Here is a 21,207-nt window from a genome sequence, read left to right as displayed (position 1 = left end):
AGACCGTCACGTTCCCATTTTATTTTTTTGATAAAGCTGATGTTTGTATTGAGCCCTCAATAATGAAGGCTCAATATTATCTCTTTCTATTGCAGATCTTTCTCCTTCAGGAATTGACTCACCAAATCAGCAATCTGCACATTATTTAAATCAGAGAACGGGAAGTGGGTATTCCCTTTGATTCCTTCCTCAGGCAGATGCGTCACAGTGACATTGAATTTTTTACGGTGCTAACGCCAATGGAAGTGAGAGCGCGAACTGGGTTTCATGTAACGCAACAACATGTGAACTGGCTTACATCTTTGACCTCTATCACACTTTATAGTGACATTACTTTTTAGAGGACACATTTCATCATCATGGCTTCCATTAAAGATGTTGCAAAAAAAGCAGGAGTATCAACGGCTACTGTATCGCGGGTGCTTAACAATCACCCCAGCGTAGTGCCTGAAACGCGTCAGGCGGTACGTGATGCAATGGATTTCCTGTGTTATGTGCCCAGTAAAAGCGCGATTCAACTGAGCGGCAAATGTTCAGGCCTCATCGCCGTCGTGTTGCCGAACCTGGTCAATCCGCACTTTTGCGAGCTGCTGGCGACTTTTGAGGAAGAAGCGCGATACATAGGCAAGACGGTGATCGTTAAAACGCATCAAAACCAACCGCAGCAGGATAAACAGATAGTTCATACCCTGATCGGTACGGGAATTGATAGTCTGCTGTGGGTACCGACGGAAGCGGAATCTGAACTTGCAGAGTGGCTCGCGGCTACTCATATTCCGGTTGCGGTGGTAACACAGGTTTCCCGGTTTTTTAATTCGGTATCGATTAATCAGAGCAAAGGTGCAGAAAGCATTGCAGAACATTTTATCCAGACCGGACATACCGCCTTAGGTTTTATTGCGCAGGAGGGGGTCGACAATCGCAAAGTGTCAGCGTGGAGTAAAAAAATCACCGGTCACGGATTAACCATTAACCCACAGAATCAATTCTGGATTACGAAAGGCGAAGGTGAAAAAATATCAGGTCATATAAGTACCCTTGACGACATTATAGAAAAATTAGCCAGGCGGGAAACAGTATGTACATGCCTGATGGTCTATAATGACGTCGCCGCCAGTTATATTATTGATGGATTAAATAATCATGGCATTTCCGTTCCACAGGACATTGCCATTGTCAGTTTTGATAACACATTTTTGGCACAAACTAAAAAAATAACAAGTATAGCTCAGCCGATAAATGAAATTGCGCATCTGGCATTTCAGATGGTCAGCAATAAAAACAATCAGGAGAGTATTGAAATGTATGAAATTGTATCTCGCTTAATTATTCGTGAGAGCAGTGTTAATATTAACATTACAGCTTTGTAAGAATAATATTTACAAATTAAGAAGAACTCAAAGTAGAGAGTATAACCCCGCCTATTTTTACTACGGCATGCGCCGCGCATAAACCGTGCTTTGTAATTATGGCTGTTCAATATTAAGGGATATATATGTCTAATACAGCCGCTGAAAAACACAGCTATTATGAAAGATTGAGCCTGAAAGAAAAGATTGGTTACGGTATGGGTGATGCCGGTTCCTGTATGATTTGGAGCGTACTGGCACTCTATCTGACCTGGTTTTATACCGATGTCTATGGCCTTGATCCCGCGATTGTCGGCACTCTTTTTCTGGTGATCCGCGTTTTTGACGCCTTCAGCGATCCAGTTATGGGGGCGATTTGTGACCGGACCCGCACCCGCTGGGGGAAGTTCCGACCGTGGCTATTATGGATGGCCGTGCCGTTTGGCCTCGGTGCTGTCTTAATGTTCACCACGCCCGACCTGAGCATGAATGGAAAAATCATCTATGCTTGGATCACCTATTTAGTCATGTCATTGATTTATACAGCAATAAATATCCCTTATTGTTCGGTCGCAGGCGTCATTACGCTCAACCCGAAAGAACGCATGGGGTGCCTGTCATGGCGCTTCTTCCTTAACGGCCTGGCCACGCTGATCGTCTCTTCCTCGATTTTACCATTAACCGATTGGCTGGGTGATGGCAGTCGTGCATCCGGTTTCCAGTTAACGATGATGATCATGGGCGGCGCAGCTACCTTAATGTTCCTGTTCTGCTTCTTCAGTATTAAAGAGCGCGTGGTCTCAATTAAAACCAATGAGACCTTAAGAAAGGATCTCAAAGACATTATTAAAAATGACCAATGGTTATTGATGATCTCGATTACCTTCTTGAATGTTTTTCCGGCATTCATTCGCGGGGCCGTGACCATTTATTATGCCACTTATGTGATGCAGGCTTCGGTAGGATTTATTACCTTCTTCATGGCGCTCGGTGTGGCCTGCAACATGTTGGGTAGCGTAATTGCTAAACCGCTAACGGATCGCTTTGATAAAATTAAATTATTCCGCATTATTAATATTATTCTCGGCATACTCTCTTTCGCTCTGTGGTTTGTCGATCCACATTCACTGACGCCGCTGCTGGCACTGTTTATTGTGATTAATATTTTGCACCTGATTCAATCGGGGCCTATTTTGTGGGCAATGATGTCCGACGTTGACGATTATGGTGACTGGAAATTAGGTAAACGTCTGACCGGTATTTCTTTTGCTGGTAATCTATTCATGCTGAAAATGGGACTGGCAGTCGCAGGCGCTATTGTTGCGTGGATATTGTCTTACACCGGTTATATTGCCAATAAACCACAACAAAATACACAGGCCCTCCAGGGCATTATTATGATGTTTTCGTTATTGCCGATGGTGAGTTATTTCCTTAGCGCCTGGATAGTACGCTATTTCAAACTAAACGATACGTTCCTCAGAAAAATTAAAGTCGACCTCGCTAAACGCGAATTGCAAAACGGCTCTGCCCAGACTCAGGAGTATAAAGATGTCCCTGTTGTTGAATGTTAAGCAAGGCCAGCGTATTGATTTATGGCTAAAAGAAACCAAGCCAGCCAGTGAAGCCTTATTTTCCATCCGTATTGAGAGTGAGGTGGTATTCAAAATCAAAACGGCCCCTTGTTATTATTCCTATTTTACCTGGACCGCCTGGCAGGATGGCAATGCTTGTCTGGACTGGTTGCAAGATAATAGCGAGATCTCGCTATGTTATACCTGGCATCCGGATACACTCTCCGAGAATGGAGTCAGTTTTATCGCCACAGAGGGCAATGCGCTTTGTTTGCTGAATGATCGCGACATTGCCAATGGATATCTGCAAGATCCTTTACGTCCGACGCTGCATTTTTCGCCTCACACCGGCTGGATGAATGATCCAAACGGCCTGCATCGCAAAGGCGACGAGTGGCATCTGTTTTACCAGTATCACCCGCATAGCACCCAGTGGGGACCGATGCACTGGAATCACGCGGTGAGCAAAGACCTTTATCACTGGCGGCATTACCCGGTCTTTCTCCAGCCAGAGCAAAATCTGGCGGCGCTGGGGGCGACAGGCGGTGCCTTTTCCGGAAGCGCGTCTATTGATATGCAAGGGCAAACCCATTTTTGGTATACCGAGCGTCTACCGGCATACGATCTATATCGCGGTTATCGCGAAATTCAGAAAATGGCCGTGCCACTGGACAGTTACGACAAACCTGCGTCAGTGAAAACGGTGTTAACTGAACTGCCTTCCGGCGTCGATTGTGATTTTCGCGATCCTAAAGTCTGGTATGAGGAGGCCGATTCCTCTTTTTATATGATCCTCGGCGCCTCTGTGCATGGCGATCCGGCGATGCTGCTGTTCCATTCTTCTGACAGTGAACGCTGGGAATTTCACCATGTGCTATACGTGGCCCCGGCTTACTTTCGTGAAAATGGTGGTCGTTGCGTTGAATGCCCAGACTTTTTCTGCCTTGATGGCGTGTGGGTGTTAATCCTTGGCGTTGTGGGATATACCGAACCTGTCACCGGTCGCCACAACCTGTTGTTCGCACAAACCGGTGATTTTCAACACGGTCATTTCACCCCTTCGGCACAAGCGCTGCAAATGCTGGATTTCGGCACCGATTTCTACGCCCTGCAAACCTGGGGTGAAGAAGAGGGACGTACCGGTTTTGCCTGGTTATATAACTGGGCCACGCAAAAAAACGTTGATTCCACGTATTGCGGCGAAATGTCTTTACCGCGTCGCTTTCATCTCAACGCGCAACAAGAACTGTGTATGACCCCGGTTTTACCGCCAGAGTCACTGGTCATCAATCAGAACAGGCTGGCTGATAACATGCTTTGGTCAAGTGCAGAGGGCAGTAAAGCCTGCATGATCACGTTCACGCCGACAGCCGAGTTTTGTCTGAGGCTAAACGGAAACAGCGGCCAGGAAATTGTCTTCGAATATGACGGCAATTCGTTGTCACTGCGGGAAAAAGGTCAGGATGATGGCCGTTACCATGCACCACTGACCCACGTAGAGGATGTCACATTGTGCTTCGATGCCGGGATCGTGGAAGTCTTCACCAATCAGGGTAGCGTCTGTGGAACACGACGATATTATTCGTGCAATGCACTGACACAAATACAACTCGCCGGTGCTCCGGCAATAGTCACTCATTATCGTGCCGCTTATGCGCAACAATAAAATGGTTTAATTTTAATTCCCCACAAGGATTTAACATATGTCGAGTAATAATTATTACGATGTCACTGAATGGAAAACCGGTAATCCGTATGATGATATTGGTGAAGTTATTAATAGCATCATCGCCGATATTAAGAGCCGACAAACAAACATTGATGTGAATGAAGGCGGTAAACCCGGTGCGGTGATTTATATTCCACCAGGCGATTATCATCTTCTCACCCAAATCGTGATCGATATTAGTTATCTAAAAATAATGGGTTCCGGGCATGGTTTTACGTCCTCCAGCATCCGCTTTAATACCCCCGAAAGTGATTGGCCAAACTGGCACGAAATATGGCCGGGTGGCAGCCGTATCCTGGTGGATAGGTTACCGGAAGATGGCGCAGCGGAATCTGCCGGGGCCGCATTCTATATCGCACGCAGTGGCGACCCACGTATAAGCTCGGTCGAGTTTGCAGACTTCTGTATTGACGGCTTGCACTTTGGTGATGACGGTACTGGTAGCAATGATCCGGAGAATAGCTATCTCAATGGCAAGACGGGCATTTACATTTCCAGCGCGCAAGACTCCTTCCGCATCAACGGCATGGGGATGGTCTATCTTGAGCACGGAGTGACGATTTATAATGCTGATGCCTTGGCTATCCATAACAACTTCATTGCTGAATGCGGGAACTGCATCGAGTTACGCGAGTCTGGCCAGGCCTCGAAAATAACCGATAACTTGATAGGTGCTGGCTACAGAGGCTATTCTGTTTATGCGGAAAACTTCGGTGGCTTGTTAATTACCGCTAACAATATCTTCCCGCGTGGTAAAAGTAGCGTTCATTTATCCAATGTGGTTCGCTCATCCATTAGTAGTAATCGCTTCCATTCATTTTATCCAGGCATGCTGATCATGGAAAATGGTTGCACTGAAAACCTGGTTTCGTCCAACCATTTATTCCGCGAACGTGAACCATGGGGACCGATGCAAGTTTACGATAACGGGTTAGATGATTTATATGGACTGCTGTATATCAGTGGCGATAATAACTCGATCATTGCCAACCATATTTCTGAAACTATAGATAAGCAATATATTATGCCAACTGGCGCAACCCCGGTTATTATTCGGGTTGTCTCTGGCAAAGGCAATACGGTTTCTAATAACCATATTGTTGCTACGACCGAAACCTCCGACGTACAGACAGTAGCTAACGCCAATGCATGTTTCTCTACCCAGGTCAGTGCGTTGTTGTCTACACAGGGCCTGGAAACGCTGACGGTAACTACCGTCCAGATAGAAGCGGCCTCGCAGCAAAATATCGTGTTGGACTCAGGCACTGACGGCCAGGTAATGATAGATAAAACCCTGAATGCTTTCAGAGCGACACCCGTTCCCGGAGTGACGGTGGAGGAACACCGTTAATGCGTGGTCACAACATCGCCTGCATTGGCGAACTGTTAATTGATTTTGTCTGTACCGACATTGGTCTGGGGCTGGAGTTCGGGGCCTCCTTCCTCAAAAAAGCTGGGGGAGCCCCGGCAAACGTTGCCGTAGCAATCAACCGTAGCGGTGGGCAAGCCAGGCTGGCGGCAAAAGTCGGCTACGATCCCTTTGGTGATTTCCTGCTTCACACGCTGAAATCGGAAGGCATCGATTGCAGTGGTGTGTCGCGCAGTTCTACAACCACAACGTTAGCATTTGTCGGATTGCAGAACGATGGCGAGCGCGATTTTACCTTTTGCCGTGGTGCGGATGGTGAGCTTGGCTGGCAGGATATCCCCTCAGATTTTCTTGACGATGTCGGCATCGTTCATTTTGGTGCCGCCACAGGCCTGCTGGACGGCGAACTCTATGCTACTTATCAGCGCCTTCTGCATGAAGCCAAACGGCGTGGTTTATTGGTCTCATTTGATCCCAACTATCGAGGAGGGTTGTGGGGGCAAAATCCCCAAGAATTTATCGTCCGCTGCACACCCTGGTTTCAGCAGGCGGATATCGTGAAAGTCAGTGAAGAGGAACTGCACTTCATTACCGGTGCGAAAACGGATACAGAGGGGTGTCAGATACTGCATGAGGCTGGTGTCAGCTATGTCACTGTCACCTGTGGTCGTCGAGGAACGTGGGTCAGTCATCGAGCTGGCATGCAACAACTTATCCCCTCTGTGCCAGTGGATGCTGTTGATTCGACCGGGGCGGGGGATGCGTTTATCGGTGCCTTGTTAGCGCAAATTGCCCGGTCCGGCAGCAGATTAGACGATGGTCCACAGTTCCTGCATGCGGTGCGTTGGGCCAATATCTGTGGCGCATTAACTTGCATGAAATTTGGTGCTATTGACGCTATCCCCGTTCTGCAAGATGTTGATAAATATTTAAACAAGTAGTTAGTGTCGAGAAAAGAAGTTGAAATATCCTGAACTTTCCAGCGCCAAAAATGGCGCTGTGTCGGTATATCCCATTCTGGAAACAGAAGTCGACGTTATAAGGCTATGTTCCTGTTTCTTGCTCATGAAATTCATACGAACATTGTTAATGTGTACAACTGACCGACTTCCCATAGCTCAAGAAGGTTCGATGTAAGAATAAATTCAGAACGTCCGCTTTTCGCTGTGAGTTCAACCGATGGACGCAACACAGGGCTATTGGTAGATATGCTCGTGTAATATAACTTACAATCCGTAAGGAAATGACTTAGGTCTTCATTTACATAAACTGGAAAACAATCATGAATAACCTCGATGATTTGCCTAAGCGCGATCAGAATCATGTTCACGATACAATTGCTAAGACTGCGTTCGAAGCTTGTATCGCTTCGTCAGGTGTGGTTCTGTAGTGGCACAGTTCATTTGGCTACTTGAACAGCCGATTATCGTTGATTCCATGCTCACGAGCGAGTTTCGCCACGGAGATCTCTGGTCGATCTGAGCGTTCAACCATTTTGATTTTGAACTCAACGAGATAATTAGGGCTTTTTTACGCACTGTAGTTAACAATTTCATGGATAGCGCCCATCTTATTTGGTGTCCGCTATGCTGTCAGAAAATTGAGAGTCTGCCAGACGGTGCTGAAATGACGCCTACAATAGGTGAGCTGGGTGTGGATGACAAGCCTGAAAAAGACGAAGGCATCACCACAGTGATGGCTATTCTCGTCAAAGGAAAAAGGGAATATCTGTACCGTTCACAGGGAACAGTGGGCGGCACAGTATATTCTGCGGGTACTGGTTTTTTACTTAATACTGGCCAGATCCTTCGCAATATCACGACGGCGTCCATTATCAGCAATCTCTCGTCCTGGGCGCGCCGGAGCTTTCAGTGCTTTATCCAGATAGCGCTTCGCGTCCTGGTTTTTTTTCTCCTGCAATAGAAAGTCACCATAAAAATAGTTAGGGTCAATACCGTCAGGATTGATCGCCAGCGCTTTCTTTAACATTTCTTCGGCTTTTTCTTTATCACCAAAACCAATCGGCCAGCCTGGTACCTGATAATACAGCGCACCGAGGCTAGTCCAGGCTGACCCCTGCAATGCGCCTGGATCAATCTCAATGGCTTTTTCCAGATTACTGCGCGCCTGTTTAACAAGGCTCAGCGCGCCAAGACCGCCTTTGGCGCCAGCCCAACTGCTGTCAATGATACCTGACCAGATTAACAACGGTGCATCGGTATTGTTAGCTTGAATAGCATTGTGGGTCTTTTGGCTGAGCGCACTGAAACAACTCTCTTTTTTCGCGGCTAACGTCTGATATTGGCAAATGGACCACTCATGCTGTAAATCTTCCAGCGTCGTATTCGCCATTGCAGAGACAGGTATCACTGTCGCAATAATGAGTACATGTAGAATTCTCATTTATGTTCTCCCTTGAGCGGTTTTCTGGCAAATAACTGAATCACAGGTAATTTCTTTCCTAATGCCCCATCGATGACGGTGGGAAACCAGGCATTGATTTTGACAAACAGGCGTTCCATCACGCCAAAGCGGTAGCGTTTCTGTTCAGTTTCAAGTAGACGGGTGAGTCGCGCGGCAACAAAGTCGGGGGAATCGCTACTGTTGCCGAGTTTCTGATTCAGGGCATACACATGTTCGTTGTTCAGCAAGGTTTCTGTTGAACGCGGAGCGGCATACAGTACCGTGATGCCGCTACCCTGTAATTCACGCCCTAATGCTTCAGAAAAACGGTGTGTCGCTGCTTTGGTCGCACTGTAAACGCTCCAGGCTGGATGACCAATTTCCCCAAAGATAGACCCTATATTGAGCACGATCCCTGGTGTATTCATCTTTTGCATTAAAGCACGGGTGAGTAAGGCCGGGATCTCAATGTTGGCGCGGATCTGCTCACGAATATCGTCAAAAGATTGCTGTTCAAACAACGCAAAGCGACTACTTCCCGCATTGTTTATCAGGATATCCAGCCCACCATCCTGGCTAAATCGTGCGGCCAGCGCGTTGATTTCATCATCAGAATAATTACGCATTAGCGCGATGCTGTGCCGCTCCGCATAGGGAAGTGTCTGTTGCAGAAGCTTCATTGCCTGCTCGTTGCGCCCGACAAGGCAAAGCCGTGCCCCTTTTTTCGCCAGCGACAGTGCCAGCGATTGACCGATACCCCCGCTTGCGCCGGTGAGTAAAACCGTCTTGTCATGCAGGTTCATTTGCGTCATTTCCCAGTTGCTCAAGCATCTGCCCATACAAGTTATAAACACGACGGGCGGTGTGGATAATGGCAGTCTGATCGTCCTTATCGGTAATGGTATCCATCAGAGATGCAAAAAATCGCAAATGTCCCTGATCAAGCTCGCCATGTGAACGCAGATAAGTGGTAGCCTGCTCAGGTAGCGCCAGCGTATGCTCAACTTGTGCGGCAACGGCTGATGCTATCGACACGCTGGTACCTTCCAGTACCTGGACCATGCCAAAGAGGCTCATTGGATTGATTCGTTCAATACGATAGTAGAGGTAAGCGATCATCATTTCGATTGGCAGCCCAGGCGTTCCATTTCTGACTTTTTCCGCGTCGCCACCACAGGTGCGAATATCATTGAGGATCCATTCCTGATGTCCGTACTCTTCATCAATATATTCGGCAATGGCTCCTCGCACTGCTTCATGTGAAGCACCAAGACGACTGCCGGCGCACATCAGCAGCGGTACGGTATGGCTGACGTGGTAATATGCCTGCGTCAGAAAGTGGATATACATTGCGCGGGAAATATCGCCTTGCTGGCAGCGGGCGATGATTGGCGATGCCAGTAACCGCTGACGGTCCTCAGCGGTTTGTTTTTGCAGTTCCTGATAAAAACTCATGATTATTCCTCCTCACTGCAGGTGAGAATATCTTGTTTCAGGGAGTGCCAGATGGCGCTCCGCCGGGGACGCCCATTGGCGGTAAACATATCGGGAGATGACAGGACTGAAGTAAAAAGCAGTCGATGGAACCGGGCATAGTCAGGCAAGCGAGCGGAGAGGGCCTGAAGTTGCTCACGGGCCAGTTCCTGTTGACCTTCAAAGACATCAACCAGGGCAACATTGCGTCGCAATCCCTCGCCGAAGATCACAATACGTCGGACCGCCGAACATGCCATTGCTTCAGCTTCCGGCCATTCTGGCGAGAAATTGCGACCAAAAGCATTTATCTGAATATTTTTTAGACGCCCATGAAGATATATAAATCCTTCTTCATCCACTTTGCCGAGATCGCCAGTCGCAACATTCTGCGAGGGTGGTTCAGTCCCCAGATAGCCCAGCGCATTGGCCGGGCTGTTTACATACAGTTGCTGACTGGCATCAACCGATACCTTGATACCCGGTAACGGTTTGCCGACGCTGCCCGCTTTTGCCGCATCAGGCAGATTCAGTGCCACAACGGAACCACATTCCGAAAGGCCGTACCCTTCAAATACCGGTAGACCGCTTTGTCCCGCCAATGCCAACAACTGGGTTGAAATTTTTCCACCGCCGACGGCGATAAAGCGCAAGGATTGCGTGCTTTCCGGGATCTGCTGGTGCAGGTGGAGCAGCGCCCGTAACAGTTCTGGCACCAACACCAGACTTTGTGGATGCCATTTCATCAACACGTGGAAAAACTGAGAGGGATTAAACTGGCTGGAACCTGCGAATCCAATCTGTGCAGAGGGCAGTACCACTGTCTGTGCGCCCAGCAACATAGGGATATAGATTCCGCACAAATTCTCCAGCAGAATGCTGAGCGGTAGTGTGACCAGATGCTTTTGCGAATTGATATTCTGCAGGGCCCTGGCCAGCGTTTGTGCAGTCCAGAACATCCCTTCCTGGCTCAGACAGACGCCTTTAGGTTCACCTGTAGTGCCAGAGGTATACGTTATTTTGGCCGTCCCGGCAGGCAGGGGCGTTGGAGCAGTAATCTGGCGAGTTTGCAGTCTGCCGAATGGGAAATCATGCCTCAGCCAGCCGACCATCAACTCGCCGCCGATTTGCGCATCAACCGATGCCGATGCGCGTACCCACTCTTTTTGTGCGTCGGTGAAGAAGGCGGGGACAGGGATAATAATGATCCCACAAGCCAGACAGGCGAGATCGATGATCGCCCACTCCGGGCTGTTGTCGGCTTCCAGCGCCAGACATTTAACTCCGAGTGACTGTAATCGTGTTGCGGTGTCAATCACGGTTTCATGATATTGCCGCCAGCTCCAGAACCGGGTTTCTCCTTGCAGGGCTACGCTATCGGGATGTAGACGAGCCTGCTGCTCAAGCGCGTTAAGAAACATGGCGTCCTCCTGAAAGATCAGTCCATGGGGCATCTGGTAATGGCGTAAACAGGGCTAACAGCATGGTGTTCTGACTCAGCGCTGTGTATCCGCCAGTCAGTTCTCCTGCCATTATTTGTGGATCATGTTGGTAGTACTCACCCCATTCCAGGGCCGCATCGCCCAGTCTGCCAGGATCAGCAGACATCAACTGAATGGGATGTAGATTCAGACGGTAGAAGGTGTTGCGGATTTTCTTCGTACCAGTAAACACGATCCATCCGTAGTGATATTGATTAAGCAACAGACAGAGGGCGGCATACATAATCCGCGCGCTGGCACCATCACGCGCGCCGAAATTGCCGATTTCGACAATTGCTTCACGCGGAACAGGCAGTTCCAGCCGCGACGATAATGTCGTTTCAATTGGAGTATCAAGGTATTGTTCCAGGTATAACGTTCCATGAGATGCCACCTGGACGCCGCATGCGGCTTTAAGTTCACCGTTGGCGTCATACATACCAAGAAGCCAGGGCATACAGCGGGAAAGTGAAGCATGGTAAACCTGATGATAGTTTTCGCGTATTAATGCAGAAATATCATTATGTTCGCTTCCGCCATGTAGCCATTTTAATGTGTAGGGCGAGATTATTCGCATGATAAGACCTCTCACAGATGTCCTATCAATAATGGGGAGATATTATTATGTTAACCTTAAGATGACTGATTATTTAAATTTTCCAAATTTAATAAAACTTTAAGGTTTTCTATCTATAATTCATCACTTTCGTTAACGGCTTTACGACATGCCCCTTTTTTAGAAGTAAATACCGGTATTTATGCTCGGGTATATGGTGAAAGAACACCAACTGGGATGCTATCCTTAATATAATGTGAAATTAGCGGGAAGCAAAATTCCGCCTCTCCCTTATAGCAGACTTTCGCTCCCCCATTTTATTTTTTTTTGATATAACTGATGATTGTATTGAGCCCTCAATAATGAAGGCTCAATACTAGCTCTTCCTATTGTAGATCTTTTTCCTCCAGGAATTTACTCACCATATCAGCAATCTGCACGTTATTCAGATCCGAGAACGGGAAGTGGGTATTCCCTTTGATTCCTTCCTCAGGCAGATGCGTCACAGTGACATCCCCGCCATGCTTGTTCACCACGTCACGCCACTCGCGAGCCATTGCCAGACGTACGCGCCAGCTGTCCTGCGCGGGCATGGCGACAGGTTTATCCGGGATGTTATCGCCGTAAATAATCAGAATCGGAATTTTAGTCAGTGCCATAAACTGCTCCATCGGCACCGGTTCACCCTTCAGCGTGTCGAACGCGCTTGGCATTGGGGCAGGGAGCTCTTTCTCCGGGAAGACAAAGCTGCTACCAGGCTCGAAGGCGACAATGGCTTTGACCTTGTCATTTTTCATCGCCGTGTACCAGCCTGGTCCGCCACCCTGGGAGTGGGTGAAAAGGATAGCCGGGCCAGATTTATCCACGACGGCGGACATCGCATCGGAGATAACATTGATATCAAACGGCCCGGTATTTGGGGTCATCTGACGGAAATACTGATTCAGGGCTTCTTTGTCGTGAGAAAACTGAACGCCCTTAAAATACTCTGGCCACACGCCAACGCGGAACTGGTTAAACCACATCTGTTCATCCGGTTTAGGCGTAACCGTACCTTCTACCGTCGTGCGCCCGGCGCTGCCCCGGCGGGGCTGATCGACAAGATAAGTTGAGAATCCACGACGCAGGAATATGTTCTGGAATCCTTCGCGACCATCCGGGGTGGTTTCCCAGGTGCGGGAGAACTGGCCTGCGCCGTGCAGCATGACGATAGGGTATTTATGCGGATTCTCCGGAATTTGGTAGAACACAGACGCATGATCGCCATGCCAGGTTTGACCCGCAGAGTCCAGCGGCGTTTTCGCGTCAAATTTCCCTGGTGCGGTGATGATTGTGCCACCAGCAGAAAAGCTTCCCTGTTCCTGAATGACCAGCGGCTCGGCGTATACCGACTGAGCCACCATGCCACCCGCCATCGCGCAGATGGCCAGCGTTTTTAAGACAGTTTTCAAGATTACATCCTCTGTTATGTTTGCCGTTCAATCATATCTGAGTTGTCAGCGTGAATTATTTAGCACCTTTGATTGCCCTTATTTGGCAGACTCATGAATGCGGAGGATTAGCACCGTATCGTCTCAAACGAACGCCTAACTGTTTGCTAACGCCTGTTGCAGCGCCTGTTCCGCCCGCGTAGCCGCATCTTCTTCGCCATGTTCACGCAGAACCTGTGCCAGTTGGCGCAGTTGCGCTGCCGTCAGGCCGACTCGCATGCTGGCTCGCGTATGCGATAACAGCTGAGCTTCAACGCCCGGCGTGGCGGCTAATGCGCCAACCGTTGCCAGCTCGCGGCTTTGCCAGTCGAGGTTATCGCGGGCGAAAATGTCGCCGAACAGATGCGTTTGTAGAAATTGATTAATGACCGGGGCAAAATCAAACAGAGGTCCCTGGACGGGGGCGCCGGAGATTTTAGTCTGGTTTGCGGTACCGACACGGCGAAGCTCATCTCCGACAGGGATGGCGGCGACCGGCTCTTTACCTTCAACGTCTTCAACGCCACGTTGTTTACGTGCTTCGACGACTTTCATCAGTTCATTCAGCGCGTTCAGGCTACGGGGAAATCCCGTATAGGCATAGAGCTGGACGAGAATCTCTTTGGTCTCGTTTATCGTGAGTCCTGCATCAAGCCCCTGATTCAGTGCCGCATTCAGCTTATCCATCTGACTGCTGGCCATTGATGCCGCAATCAACGGAATGGCTTGCTGGCGAGCTGACAGCGTATCTGAAACCGTTTGTTCGTGGTTCATTTCTGAGGCTCCTTTATTGACGGGCGCAGCATGTGCCGTGAGACCCAAACCAAAGGTCAGCAGTACCGCTGCCGTTAATGCCTTAATGGGCGTGGTATTGTTCATCTGTCACTTTCTCCATCCAGTTAACGCTTTTGCCATCCACAATCCCGGTTATCGCCAGGTGCGTCATTGCGCTGCCGGGTGCCGCCCCGTGCCAGTGTTTGACGCCCGCTGGGCAAGAGACAACGTCGCCAGCGCGGATGACCTGCACCGGCTGGCCTTCTTGTTGGGTAAGCCCAACTCCCGAGGTCACAATCAGCCGCTGGCCTGCCGGATGCGTATGCCAGGCGGAACGAGCACCTGGCTCAAAGGTGACATAAGCCCCGGAAACGCTAATTTCGTTATCTGGTTTGAAGAGAGGATCAACCCGGACGCGACCGGTAAAGTTCTCTGCTGCCCCGTACACCGCATTCTGGCTTCCGGCGGTGGCGATATGGACAGCGGGATTTTGCTCCGCCGCCCAGGATGAAAACGTAAAGAGGGGCAGTAACAGCCCGAGGTAACGTAAATGTCTGATCATGCAAAGCGTCCTTATCTACAATGATGGAGAGGGTCTGCAATGATTCTAATCAGGGGGAGATGTCGTCAGACTGACGCCAGCCTGACAATTCTGTCAGTTAACCCTTATTATGGTGACGCGGCTTTGTCTTTTCTAAAAATAAGGCCCCAAAGCGAAAACCGTGTCATTAATGAAAATAAAACAATAATGGCCAGGTAGCGTAGATAAAAAAGTAGGGCAGATTCATCGTAATCGAAAAAGGAGAAATCGACCTTTATCAACAAATAATCGAGATAGTCCTGGTTCAGTAATTCGTACAATCCCAGTAGTGCGATTAGCGAAAAAACTCCTGGCATCATGACATTTGCAAAGAATAAATTGCTGGAGATGTTCAGGACCCGGCAGAAAAAAGTCGCCAGCATTTTCCAGTGCAACCCGATATGCAGCGCCAGAATGAGCATTCCCCAGTGGACGGACGTCATGTGTACTTTCCTGACCCAGCTCGCCGGGTTGTGGAACGCCTGGTCCAGAAGGATATGTCGGGACAGCATCATGCCCGAGACAATCGCGGTCAGAATGACAACGAATGTCACTGCATTAATGATTCTGTTAACTACCAGCATGGTTAACGGAATATTGGGCGACAGTGACCACAAGCGATGCCGGTTAAGATATAAATGCAGCATGATGAGCAGCGTAAAAATAATACCCGCCCATTCATGCACGATTTCACCGTGAAGGTGAAATCCCATCAATACCAGCAGAAGTAACGTCATCAGCGCATCCTGCATGACCTGGAAAATATAAATTTTCTTCATGTCGAGGGATTAACGCTGTGACTGGACTTGTTTTACCCATTGCTCAACCTGCGCGGGCACGTCAGGAGCTGAAATATCGTTGCGCGAGATCGCGAGCGCACGAGTGATTAATTTGGCCTGTGGCTGCATGCGAGCAATTTCTCGCAGGGAGTCGGCTAACCTGCTGCCACCATGGGTGGTAAAGGGAACGACCGTTTTGCCTGCAAAGTCATTTTGCTCAAAGAGGCTGTATATCACCATTGGCATGGTATACCACCAGATGGGGTAGCCGACGTAAATGGTGTCGTAATCGCTCAGGTCAGGGAGCGGCGTTTTTAGCGAGGGTCTGGCTTTCGTTTGCTGTTCCTTTTCGGCAACGCGCAAAAGTGCATCATGCTGGCGAGGGTAGGGAGTGGCGGTTTCAATGCGAAACAGGTCGCCGTGAGTCTGCTTCTGAATCAGTTGCGCAATAAACTGCGTGCTGCCGGTCTCCGGCGTATTTTTTTGTAATACGCTGGCCCCGGAAAAACCATCCACGGCACCAGGTTTCATCTCCTCTGGCTGTGAAAAGTAGATAATCAGCGTGCGGGCGTGTGCGGATGAATCCTCTGATGCGAACGCGGGCTGCCCCAGAAGCCCCATGACCATCATCGCCAGAAACCCGCTAAATACCTTTTTCATTCTCACTGTTTCATTCCTTCAATCAGCCGTGGTGAGTATCAGCAGTGATTCTGGCGCAGATAGCCTGACATCAGACTGACGACTCTCTGACAATTTTGTCAGAAGTCTTTGCGCGCGGAGATCCCGATTTTGTCTCTGAAATCAGTCTCCCGGGTCGGATAGCGTCAGGCTGTTTAGCAAACGTCAGGCCAAAGGTATTGATACCGTTCTCGCTACGGGCAAAGACATCTCCCCGGTGCATAATGGCGACGGCGCGGACGATCGACAGGCCCAGCCCATGATGGGTATCACTCCTGGCTCGGGAGGTGTCAACACGATAGAACCGTTCGAAAAGCCGGTGTAAGTGCTCTGGCGCTATCGGATCGCCAGGGTTAGAAACGTCTACACAAGCTTGATTGCCTTTTTCGCTTAAGCGCACCGTAACCGTGCTATTGGAGGGGGAATGCCTGGCGCTATTTTCCAGCAAATTAGCCAGTGAACGATGAAACAGCCGCCTGTCGATATGCGCCGTGACGTCGCCCTCAACCTCCAGCGAAAGCTGTTTTTCAGCAAAAGAGGGTTCAACATATTCCGCTGTTTTCAGGGTTTCTTCTCGCAGGGAGACTTGCGTAAGCTGGGAAGCATGTTCACCCGCGTGCGCGTGCGACAGGAACAGCATGTCGTTAACTATCGACGTCATGCGTTCAAGCTCTTCCAGATTGGAACCCAATAACTCTTCCAGTTCATCTTGTGAACGTCGGCGTGATAGCCCGAGTTGCGTCTGACCGATCAGGTTAGTCAGCGGGGTACGAAGTTCATGCGCAACATCGGCATTAAAGCTCTCGAGCTGTCGCCAGGCGATTTCCTGACGCTCTAACACACCGTTAAATGATGATGCCAGTTGCTGCAGTTCTTCGGGCAACGCGCAGGTATTCAGGCGCTGGCCATGGTCACCTGGTGCAAGGTGTTGTGCCTGCTGACTGAGCATGCCCACCGGACGCAGGCCAATCCGTGAAACAACGTATCCCAGTAAGGCGACAATCAGTACGCCCAGCGCGGCAATAATCAGCAGCGTCCGTGTGAACGCATCAAGTGTGCCCATATACGGCGTAGAGTCGATGGCAACCACATAGCGCAGCTCAGGCCTTTCACCGTTGGCGGGGATGGTTTTCACTAACAGGAACAGTGAGCATGCACCTTCCGATGCGCCGGGCACTTTATTAAATCCCTCCTGCAAAGAAGACCACTGAACGCCCACCGGTGGTATTCCCCCCATGCTAAAGCGCGGGTTATCGCTCACTATCCAGTAGCGAACGCGCTCACCTTCAGAATTGGTTAGCAGAGTAAATTTATTAGCCAACGTCGACCAGCCGTCAGCCGAGGTTCGTGCGGCGATCCACGGACTCATTAATGATTCCCGGAACAACAGTTCGTTGTGCATCTGCTTTTGCAAAGAGTCATGTAAGGAGCTTCTGAGCAAGATGCCGATAATGGACACAATCAGCAGCGCGGATAAGGCAAACATCAGCGCCAGGTGAACGGAGATGGAACGTTTAGGCATGCTGAGCCTCTTCATTTATTCCGACCGGACTTCGAGGACATACCCCATGCCACGAACGGTATGTAACAGTTTGACGTCGAATGGGGCATCCACTTTGGCTCGCAGACGTTTAATGGCGACTTCAACCACATTGGCATCGCTGTCAAAATTCATGTCCCATATCTGCTCAGCAATCATCATTTTTGACAGGATCTCCCCCTGATGCCGGGCCAGAAGACTTAACAGGGAAAACTCTTTTGCGGTCAACTCCAGTCGCGTTCCGGCGCGAAATACGCGGCGGGCCAGCAGGTCGAGATGCAGATCGTGAATTTGCAGCTGGGTGATGTCTGCGCCATCCGTAGCGCGGCGACGCACCAGTGCCTGAATGCGCGCCACCAGTTCAATCAGCGAAAAGGGCTTAGGGAGATAATCATCCGCGCCAAGCCGAAGCCCTTTGACGCGCTCGTCGACCGAACCGCGGGCCGAGAGCATCAGTACCGGCGTTTGTTTGACGGCCCGCACCCCCTCGAGTACCCGGTAGCCATCCATCCCCGGCAGCATTACATCAAGGATTATCGCGTCGTAGTCAAGCTCCAGTGCGTAATGTAGACCTTCAGCGCCATCTGCAGAGACATCTACCGTAAATCCGGATTCACTCAACGCACGGTTGAGATAGGTTGACGTTTTTTCTTCATCTTCGACTAGCAACAGGCGCATAACGGGATTTCCTCTTAACTGTTCAATCGGGCTTATTCTGCCTCTTGATTGCCAACATAAAGCTGACGCTTACCTGACAGCATTGTCAGAAACATGAAGCCATCTCAGCCTGCTTGCTGACAAAAATGTTATTTACCTGTCACGATGCTGACAGGCCTCTCTCTCTAACCTGAGTCTGCACATTTAAATCCGCAAGCCTGAAACTCATCGGGAGAGACCATGAAATTCAATCTGTTAACTGCAATACTGCTCACGGCAATAACCGGGGCCACCTCAGTCAATGCGGCTGATTACAAAAAAAATCCATTCACCCTGGCCTATGACGGTGCCATCACTGAGAACGTCAAAGGCAAGGTCAACATTCATCCGGTGAAGTACGATCTGCATGGCATTCAGATAGCTGCGAATGTCTATACCCCTGCTAACTACGATCCCGCCGAAAAATATCCTGCTGTGGTGGTTGCACATCCGAATGGCGGCGTAAAAGAGCAGGTCGCAGGCTTGTATGCCCAGCGTCTCGCCGAACAGGGCTACATCACGATTACTGCCGACGCGGCTTATCAGGGCGCGAGCGGTGGGATGCCTCGCAGCGTGGATAAACCCGCTAATCGCATCGAGGATATCCACGGCATGGCTGACTACATCAGCCAGTATCCGGGAGTGGATACTTCCCGCCTCGGTCTGCTGGGTATTTGCGGAGGTGGCGGTTATTCACTTGTTGCGGCCGAAACGGATCAACGGTTTAAATCGATCGCAACCATCAGCATGTTTAATTCAGGCCTGGTGCGCCGCAACGGTTTTCAGGACTCACAGCTGGATACTATTCAGCAACGTCTTCAGCAGGCTTCTGACGCACGTGCTCAGGAAGCTTCCGGAGGCGAAGTCCTGTACTCCGGTGATGCCAATCTGACTGATGAACAGATCGCTAAGTTACCCTTTGCCTTATATCGACAGGGCTATGAGTACTACTGGAAAACTCACGCGCACCCGAACTCTACGTTTAAATACACGACAAGCAGCCTGTTAGATTTGATGAGTTTTGACGTTACGGACCATATCAATCTCATCAATAAACCGCTGCTGATGATTGCTGGCACAAAAGCGGATACGCTCTATATGACGGAAGATGCGTTTGCGAAAGCCACCGGTACAAAAGACAAAGAACTCTTCCTGATCGATGGCGCTACCCATATCGAGACGTATTGGGTTCCTGAGTACGTCGACAAGGCTTTGCAAAAGCTGGACGTCTTCTTCGATAAGAGTATTTAACCCCTATCAGACGATACCTTTGGCCAGCCACTCAGGCTGGTCATATCAGGACATAATGAGTGTGTCCGCATGTGACCAAGACTAACGAAGTCGGGAGGAAAGATAATTACGCACATTAAATAGCCGCTATGAATGAAATTCATAAAACGGCAGCGACATCAGAGGATTATTTTTTGCCTGTAAGGTTTTACTTCGTGGTACAGGCCAACTTTAGGTTTAGCATTACGGCATTGAATTCCGGTGAGCATAACGAGCTCTTGTTTGTACTGTCTCGTTACGAGATGGATTTACACTCTATGAAATGAAAAAATCCACGCAATTGCGTGGATTTTATAGACTTTTTCGATATTCATGAGATTTGATGAAACCTCATGAGACGAGAAGTTTTATTAGACGTTGAACAGGAAGTTCATCACATCGCCATCTTTAACGATGTAATCTTTACCTTCTGCACGCATCTTACCGGCTTCTTTCGCGCCTTGTTCACCTTTATAGGTGATGAAATCTTCAAAAGCGATGGTTTGTGCGCGGATAAAGCCTTTCTCGAAGTCAGTATGAATTTTACCCGCCGCCTGCGGAGCCGTTGCGCCAACAGGAATGGTCCATGCACGAACTTCTTTCACGCCAGCGGTGAAGTAGGTCTGCAGGTTCAGCAGTTCGTAACCAGCGCGGATTACGCGGTTCAGACCAGGTTCTTCCAGACCCATTTCAGCCATGAATTCTTCACGGTCAGCATCATCGAGTTCTGCGATGTCAGCTTCAACGGCAGCGCAAACTGCAACAACCACGGAGCCTTCAGCTGCGGCGATTTCACGCACTTTATCGAGGTATGGGTTGTTTTCAAAACCGTCTTCGTTGACATTGGCGATATACATGGTTGGCTTCAGCGTCAGGAAGCTCAGGTATTTGATAGCCGCTTTGTCTTCATCGGTCAGCGTTTTCAACGCACGCAGCATGCCAGCGTTTTCCAGCTGTGGCAGGCATTTTTCCAGTGCAGCCAGTTCCGCTTTAGCGTCTTTATCGCCGCCTTTAGCCTTCTTCTGTACGCGATGGATAGCGCGCTCACAGGTATCCAGGTCAGACAGCGCCAGTTCGGTATTGATAACCTCAATGTCGTCAGCCGGATCCACTTTGTTATTAACGTGGATGATGTTGTCGTTTTCAAAGCAGCGAACCACGTGGCCGATAGCTTCGGTTTCACGGATGTTCGTCAGGAACTGGTTACCCAGACCTTCGCCTTTGGACGCACCTTTTACCAGACCGGCAATGTCGACGAATTCCATCGTTGTTGGCAGGATACGCTGCGGTTTGACGATTTCGGCCAACTGATCCAGACGCGGATCGGGCATCGGGACAACACCTGTGTTCGGCTCGATAGTACAGAACGGGAAGTTTGCCGCTTCAATACCCGCTTTTGTGAGCGCGTTGAACAGGGTGGATTTGCCTACGTTTGGCAAACCGACGATACCGCATTTGAATCCCATGTTTAAATCACCTTAATCTTTT

Annotated in this window: 20 protein-coding genes and 1 pseudogene; 6 read left to right on the top strand and 15 right to left on the bottom strand. The window is 49.5% G+C overall.

The genetic code is table 11. The features are described from left to right. Nucleotides 1–86: 86 nt before the first annotated feature. A pseudogene (locus B9P82_RS14650) lies at nucleotides 87–215 on the bottom strand (alpha/beta hydrolase); the annotation flags it as partial. Nucleotides 216–359: 144 nt separating this feature from the next. Here B9P82_RS14650 and B9P82_RS14645 point away from each other — a divergent pair. The 5 genes from B9P82_RS14645 (at nucleotide 360) to B9P82_RS14625 (ending at nucleotide 6,962) form a co-directional block, all read left to right on the top strand. Continuing rightward, a complete protein-coding gene (locus B9P82_RS14645; protein WP_047416667.1) occupies nucleotides 360–1,370 on the top strand; it encodes a LacI family DNA-binding transcriptional regulator in 1,011 nt (336 codons plus the stop codon). Nucleotides 1,371–1,495: 125 nt separating this feature from the next. Further along, complete coding sequence (locus B9P82_RS14640; RefSeq protein ID WP_047416669.1) at nucleotides 1,496–2,923, top strand: glycoside-pentoside-hexuronide (GPH):cation symporter; 1,428 nt, start codon at nucleotides 1,496–1,498, stop codon at nucleotides 2,921–2,923. After that, nucleotides 2,901–4,589, top strand: a complete 1,689-nt coding sequence (locus B9P82_RS14635) for a glycoside hydrolase family 32 protein (RefSeq protein ID WP_101700531.1) — start codon at nucleotides 2,901–2,903, stop codon at nucleotides 4,587–4,589. The genes B9P82_RS14640 and B9P82_RS14635 overlap by 23 nt, the downstream gene beginning before the upstream one ends. 37 nt (nucleotides 4,590–4,626) lie before the next feature. Next, nucleotides 4,627–6,003 (top strand): NosD domain-containing protein, encoded by a 1,377-nt coding sequence (locus B9P82_RS14630; RefSeq protein ID WP_101700530.1) that lies wholly within the window; start codon nucleotides 4,627–4,629, stop codon nucleotides 6,001–6,003. Then, nucleotides 6,003–6,962, top strand: coding sequence for a carbohydrate kinase family protein (locus B9P82_RS14625; protein WP_101700529.1), 960 nt, complete (start codon nucleotides 6,003–6,005; stop codon nucleotides 6,960–6,962). Before B9P82_RS14630 ends, B9P82_RS14625 begins: the two co-directional genes overlap by 1 nt. Before the next feature lie 466 nt (nucleotides 6,963–7,428). Here B9P82_RS14625 and B9P82_RS29425 read toward each other — a convergent pair whose 3' ends face one another. The 13 genes from B9P82_RS29425 to B9P82_RS14560 form a co-directional block, all read right to left on the bottom strand. Beyond that, on the bottom strand, nucleotides 7,429–7,521 hold the full coding sequence (locus B9P82_RS29425; protein WP_353057862.1) for a hypothetical protein: 93 nt from the start codon (nucleotides 7,519–7,521) through the stop codon (nucleotides 7,429–7,431). Nucleotides 7,522–7,806: 285 nt separating this feature from the next. Next, nucleotides 7,807–8,424 carry a tetratricopeptide repeat protein gene (locus tag B9P82_RS14615; protein ID WP_109017614.1) on the bottom strand — a complete coding sequence of 206 codons (618 nt, stop codon included), beginning with the start codon at nucleotides 8,422–8,424 and terminating at the stop codon, nucleotides 7,807–7,809. After that, nucleotides 8,421–9,236 carry an SDR family oxidoreductase gene (locus B9P82_RS14610; RefSeq protein ID WP_230852504.1) on the bottom strand — a complete coding sequence of 272 codons (816 nt, stop codon included), beginning with the start codon at nucleotides 9,234–9,236 and terminating at the stop codon, nucleotides 8,421–8,423. Before B9P82_RS14610 ends, B9P82_RS14615 begins: the two co-directional genes overlap by 4 nt. Next, complete coding sequence (locus tag B9P82_RS14605) at nucleotides 9,214–9,879, bottom strand: TenA family transcriptional regulator (RefSeq protein ID WP_047416676.1); 666 nt, start codon at nucleotides 9,877–9,879, stop codon at nucleotides 9,214–9,216. Before B9P82_RS14605 ends, B9P82_RS14610 begins: the two co-directional genes overlap by 23 nt. A 2-nt stretch (nucleotides 9,880–9,881) precedes the next feature. Next, nucleotides 9,882–11,318 carry an AMP-binding protein gene (locus B9P82_RS14600; RefSeq protein WP_047416679.1) on the bottom strand — a complete coding sequence of 479 codons (1,437 nt, stop codon included), beginning with the start codon at nucleotides 11,316–11,318 and terminating at the stop codon, nucleotides 9,882–9,884. After that, a complete protein-coding gene (locus tag B9P82_RS14595) occupies nucleotides 11,308–11,955 on the bottom strand; it encodes a thermostable hemolysin (protein ID WP_065554730.1) in 648 nt (215 codons plus the stop codon). Before B9P82_RS14595 ends, B9P82_RS14600 begins: the two co-directional genes overlap by 11 nt. Before the next feature lie 365 nt (nucleotides 11,956–12,320). Further along, nucleotides 12,321–13,385 (bottom strand): alpha/beta hydrolase, encoded by a 1,065-nt coding sequence (locus tag B9P82_RS14590; protein WP_047389853.1) that lies wholly within the window; start codon nucleotides 13,383–13,385, stop codon nucleotides 12,321–12,323. Between the two features lie 135 nt (nucleotides 13,386–13,520). Further along, entirely contained in the window at nucleotides 13,521–14,282 is a 762-nt protein-coding gene (locus B9P82_RS14585; protein WP_101700528.1) for a carboxymuconolactone decarboxylase family protein, read from the bottom strand. Beyond that, nucleotides 14,260–14,739: a (R)-mandelonitrile lyase gene (locus B9P82_RS14580; protein ID WP_016153327.1), complete on the bottom strand. Its 480-nt coding sequence runs from the start codon at nucleotides 14,737–14,739 to the stop codon at nucleotides 14,260–14,262. The genes B9P82_RS14585 and B9P82_RS14580 overlap by 23 nt, the downstream gene beginning before the upstream one ends. A gap of 107 nt (nucleotides 14,740–14,846) precedes the next feature. Then, complete coding sequence (locus tag B9P82_RS14575; protein WP_101700562.1) at nucleotides 14,847–15,494, bottom strand: DUF4405 domain-containing protein; 648 nt, start codon at nucleotides 15,492–15,494, stop codon at nucleotides 14,847–14,849. Between the two features lie 51 nt (nucleotides 15,495–15,545). After that, the gene (locus B9P82_RS14570) at nucleotides 15,546–16,196 is read right to left on the bottom strand and encodes a flavodoxin (RefSeq protein ID WP_371412085.1); all 651 of its coding nucleotides are present in this window, start codon (nucleotides 16,194–16,196) and stop codon (nucleotides 15,546–15,548) included. Between the two features lie 70 nt (nucleotides 16,197–16,266). After that, nucleotides 16,267–17,736, bottom strand: coding sequence for a heavy metal sensor histidine kinase (locus B9P82_RS14565; protein WP_101700526.1), 1,470 nt, complete (start codon nucleotides 17,734–17,736; stop codon nucleotides 16,267–16,269). Between the two features lie 15 nt (nucleotides 17,737–17,751). Then, a complete protein-coding gene (locus B9P82_RS14560) occupies nucleotides 17,752–18,432 on the bottom strand; it encodes a heavy metal response regulator transcription factor (RefSeq protein ID WP_049282242.1) in 681 nt (226 codons plus the stop codon). A gap of 219 nt (nucleotides 18,433–18,651) precedes the next feature. Between B9P82_RS14560 and B9P82_RS14555 the strand changes: the two genes are divergently transcribed. Beyond that, entirely contained in the window at nucleotides 18,652–19,701 is a 1,050-nt protein-coding gene (locus B9P82_RS14555; RefSeq protein ID WP_101700525.1) for an alpha/beta hydrolase, read from the top strand. Nucleotides 19,702–20,090: 389 nt separating this feature from the next. Here the strand turns inward: B9P82_RS14555 and ychF are convergent, their stop codons facing one another. After that, nucleotides 20,091–21,185 carry a redox-regulated ATPase YchF gene (gene ychF, locus B9P82_RS14550; protein ID WP_016153303.1) on the bottom strand — a complete coding sequence of 365 codons (1,095 nt, stop codon included), beginning with the start codon at nucleotides 21,183–21,185 and terminating at the stop codon, nucleotides 20,091–20,093. Nucleotides 21,186–21,207: the final 22 nt, after the last annotated feature.

This window comes from Citrobacter sp. L55, assembly GCF_002850715.1.
GTDB lineage: Bacteria > Pseudomonadota > Gammaproteobacteria > Enterobacterales > Enterobacteriaceae > Citrobacter > Citrobacter braakii.
The sequence above is the reverse complement of the archived record's forward strand: the minus strand, read 5'-3'. Positions and strand labels throughout refer to the sequence as shown.

Coding starts and splice junctions, on each gene's coding strand:
- B9P82_RS14645 (WP_047416667.1), top strand. CDS start 360: ATGGCTTCCATTAAAGATGTTGCAAAAAAAGCAGGAGTATCAACGGCT.
- B9P82_RS14640 (WP_047416669.1), top strand. CDS start 1,496: ATGTCTAATACAGCCGCTGAAAAACACAGCTATTATGAAAGATTGAGC.
- B9P82_RS14635 (WP_101700531.1), top strand. CDS start 2,901: ATGTCCCTGTTGTTGAATGTTAAGCAAGGCCAGCGTATTGATTTATGG.
- B9P82_RS14630 (WP_101700530.1), top strand. CDS start 4,627: ATGTCGAGTAATAATTATTACGATGTCACTGAATGGAAAACCGGTAAT.
- B9P82_RS14625 (WP_101700529.1), top strand. CDS start 6,003: ATGCGTGGTCACAACATCGCCTGCATTGGCGAACTGTTAATTGATTTT.
- B9P82_RS14615 (WP_109017614.1), bottom strand. CDS start 8,424: ATGAGAATTCTACATGTACTCATTATTGCGACAGTGATACCTGTCTCT.
- B9P82_RS14610 (WP_230852504.1), bottom strand. CDS start 9,236: ATGACGCAAATGAACCTGCATGACAAGACGGTTTTACTCACCGGCGCA.
- B9P82_RS14605 (WP_047416676.1), bottom strand. CDS start 9,879: ATGAGTTTTTATCAGGAACTGCAAAAACAAACCGCTGAGGACCGTCAG.
- B9P82_RS14600 (WP_047416679.1), bottom strand. CDS start 11,318: ATGTTTCTTAACGCGCTTGAGCAGCAGGCTCGTCTACATCCCGATAGC.
- B9P82_RS14595 (WP_065554730.1), bottom strand. CDS start 11,955: ATGCGAATAATCTCGCCCTACACATTAAAATGGCTACATGGCGGAAGC.
- B9P82_RS14585 (WP_101700528.1), bottom strand. CDS start 14,282: ATGAACAATACCACGCCCATTAAGGCATTAACGGCAGCGGTACTGCTG.
- B9P82_RS14580 (WP_016153327.1), bottom strand. CDS start 14,739: ATGATCAGACATTTACGTTACCTCGGGCTGTTACTGCCCCTCTTTACG.
- B9P82_RS14575 (WP_101700562.1), bottom strand. CDS start 15,494: ATGACGTTACTTCTGCTGGTATTGATGGGATTTCACCTTCACGGTGAA.
- B9P82_RS14570 (WP_371412085.1), bottom strand. CDS start 16,196: ATGAAAAAGGTATTTAGCGGGTTTCTGGCGATGATGGTCATGGGGCTT.
- B9P82_RS14565 (WP_101700526.1), bottom strand. CDS start 17,736: ATGCCTAAACGTTCCATCTCCGTTCACCTGGCGCTGATGTTTGCCTTA.
- B9P82_RS14560 (WP_049282242.1), bottom strand. CDS start 18,432: ATGCGCCTGTTGCTAGTCGAAGATGAAGAAAAAACGTCAACCTATCTC.
- B9P82_RS14555 (WP_101700525.1), top strand. CDS start 18,652: ATGAAATTCAATCTGTTAACTGCAATACTGCTCACGGCAATAACCGGG.
- ychF (WP_016153303.1), bottom strand. CDS start 21,185: ATGGGATTCAAATGCGGTATCGTCGGTTTGCCAAACGTAGGCAAATCC.